We start from the raw sequence: 2,805 nt of genomic DNA, 5'->3' as shown, positions 1-2,805 counted from the left end.
CCGAGACAGTCAACACGAACACCAACGGTGGCAACACGATCAGCACGGCGTTTAGCGGAGTGCCTAGATAGTAGACCGCCGCCAACACCATCCCTTCACCGATCACAGCAACCAACGTGATCACGGCGGTCAAAGGTATCGACCGCAAAGCGATAAAACATAAAATCGCGGCAAACACTGCCGAGGGTGGCGCAAAGTAACGAACCGATCGGACACTCGCCTCATCCACCGTCGCTCCGTCAAACGGACCGCCGACCATCGCGACCGCGTCGACCGGAACATCGACTTGCCGCGCCACCATTTCGCGAATCACTGGCAACACATGACGGCGTGCGACCAGTGCCGATTCATCCATTGATACGATCATGCACGTTTGTTCGCCGTCATCTCCGACCATCGATCCATGCAAACGGGCAACCGCAACACGGCGCGGCAAATTCGCCGGCGACGCCATCATTTTGTCGAGCATGTTCGATCCGCTGCGACACCATTTCAGCGGATGCGCGTCACCACAAATTGCCTGTACCTCGGCAATTTTTTCAAGCGCCCAATCCGGCAGCGGCTCGCGAGTCTCGTCCAACAGATCATTCGGCTGCTGACACAGCGGATCCAACAACGCCACGGCATTCTGCAGCGACTCGGACCCCAGATCGGATCCGTCCCAGCCCATTAGAATGACGTCGGCGGCGGAAAAACGATGCGTAAACTCGTTAAATTCAGCCTTTTCCGGCAGCGAATCCGGCACCCAATCCGGGGGCCGATTTAAAATGCTCTCGATTGCCGCGTGCGAATGCAAAATCGCCGGAATCGCTAACACCAACAACAAACCGACACCGATCGCCAGTCGCCGCAGATAACGACGTCGACGGTAATCGATTTCAGCCATGGATGGGCTCCTGCTGCGAAACGGAGATCACCTGCCGGACGCGGCATGCGATATAACTCACTGCTGTTGTTATAACCACCGAAATACGAATTTTGCAGCCACACTGCTTACGTCTAACCAAAGAAGCTTGCCTTGATGGTTAGAATACGACGGCAAGGAAAACTGTGCCGAGCAGGTTCACGCTACGCTGGAAAGCATTTTAGCCTACGCGTCGGTGCATTTTGTCTTCGCGGAAGTCGTGCAAGACTTTCGTTCTACGGCGAGTCCCCACGAAACTCTTGACACGCGTTCCGCGACGAAATGATTCACAGCGTTAACGTTGTCCGACAGCCATGATGGCGGACCGATCGACGAAGCCAGCATTTTTAGGACGACAGCAAAATCACCCTATTGTTTATTGGTTTGAAACACGAGAAAAAGAAAAATGATGAAGTCAAGTTACGATTGCGTCGTGATTGGTGGTGGACCTGGGGGGTGTACAGCTGCCGCTATCGTGGCCCAGTCTGGGCTGTCCACTCTGCTGATCGAACGCGAAGCCTTTCCCCGTTTCCACGTCGGGGAATCGTTGATGCCCGAATCGTATTGGCCGCTTGAACGCCTCGGTTTGATTGAGCGGATGAAAGACGCCCGCTTTCAAGTCAAAAAGAGCGTGCAATTTGTGAGCCATCATGGCAACGAATCAGCCCCCTTCTTTTTTCGCCAGCATGACATGCGGGACTGCAGCGATACATGGCAAGTCGAACGCAGCGAATTCGACAAGATGTTGTTTGATCGCGCCGAAGAACTCGGCGCCGACTGTTATGACCAAACCCGTTTGATCGACGTCCGCTTTGACGAAATGCAAAAGATCGTCGGCGTGCGGGTGCGTGACCGGGACGGTAATGAACGCGACATTGATTGTCCGGTTGTGATTGATGCTACTGGACAACAGTCCTTTATTGCCAACAAATTGAAATTAAAAGAGGTCAATCCAGACCTCCGCAAAGTCGCGATATGGTCGTACTATCGCGACGCGGTCCGAGACGAAGGGGACAACGGTGGGGCCACCATCATCCTGAATACCGAATCCAAAGAATCGTGGTTCTGGTTCATTCCGTTATCACGAGGAATCACCAGCATCGGTTGCGTCGGCGATACGGACTATATGCTCAAAGGCCGGGCCAAACCCGAAGAGGTCTTTTACGAAGAACTTCAGCGTTGCCCTGGACTAAAACCTCGCTTGGAAAACGCAACGCGACTCGGGGACATTCGTGTTGCCAAAGAATTTTCATACATGACCAAACAACACGCGGGCGATGGCTGGGTATTGGTCGGCGATGCACTCGGGTTTATCGATCCCGTCTACTCCTCGGGCGTCTACTTTGCTCTGGAGATGGGCGTGCGGGCGGGCGACGCGGTCGTCGAAGGATTCAAGAAAAACGACCTCAGCGCCGCACAGCTCGGCGGTTGGACCCAGCCATTCCTCGAAGGGGTCCAGTGGCTGCGAAAATTGGTGACCGCGTTCTACACCAAAGAATTCAGCATCGGCCGGTTCATGAAAGAGTACCCCGAACACCGCGGCCGCGTGACCGATTTGCTGATCGGCCGAATTTTTGAAGAGAGTGCCGAGCAATTGTTCAAAGACATGGACACTTCGATCGAAAAAGCCAAGATGGAAGCGGCGATGTAGCCAGTAGCTCGTTATCGACGAATTTTGGTCGCCATGTTTTTTCCCTCAGCACATCGGTCCACTGGGTTCGGTGATTCTCGAGCGGATCGAGGAAGCCGTTTTCGTTGCGGGGCGCGTCGCCTCGTTCGGATGCATCCCACTGCTCGATGTAGCCGCAGTGATGCCAGCCGATGTAATACGGCGTTGACATCATGCCGCGAAGCATCTCTTCGTAAAGACGCGTGACGTCTTCGAGCGACTTTGCTCCGGT

The 2,805-nt window shown here is 54.4% G+C and carries 2 protein-coding genes and 1 pseudogene; 1 reads left to right on the top strand and 2 read right to left on the bottom strand.

Annotated features, from left to right (window positions below):
- Positions 1-886 (bottom strand): annotated as a pseudogene (locus ABX962_RS34135) (hypothetical protein); the annotation flags it as partial.
- A gap of 427 nt (positions 887-1,313) precedes the next feature.
- Here ABX962_RS34135 and ABX962_RS34130 point away from each other — a divergent pair.
- Positions 1,314-2,555, top strand: a complete 1,242-nt coding sequence (locus tag ABX962_RS34130; RefSeq protein ID WP_372726131.1) for an NAD(P)/FAD-dependent oxidoreductase — start codon at positions 1,314-1,316, stop codon at positions 2,553-2,555.
- Here the strand turns inward: ABX962_RS34130 and ABX962_RS34125 are convergent.
- The coding region (locus ABX962_RS34125; RefSeq protein ID WP_372726130.1) for a hypothetical protein at positions 2,503-2,805 on the bottom strand (303 nt) is incomplete at its 5' end. The two genes, ABX962_RS34130 and ABX962_RS34125, sit on opposite strands and share 53 nt — an antisense overlap.

It is taken from the genome of Novipirellula sp., assembly GCF_041583735.1.
Classification (GTDB): Bacteria; Planctomycetota; Planctomycetia; order Pirellulales; family Pirellulaceae; genus Novipirellula.
This window is presented reverse-complemented; position numbering and strand designations above follow the sequence as displayed.

Bases quoted from the DNA above. Each gene is read 5' to 3' on its own strand.
- ABX962_RS34130 (WP_372726131.1), top strand. From the start codon at position 1,314: ATGAAGTCAAGTTACGATTGCGTCGTGATTGGTGGTGGACCTGGGGGG.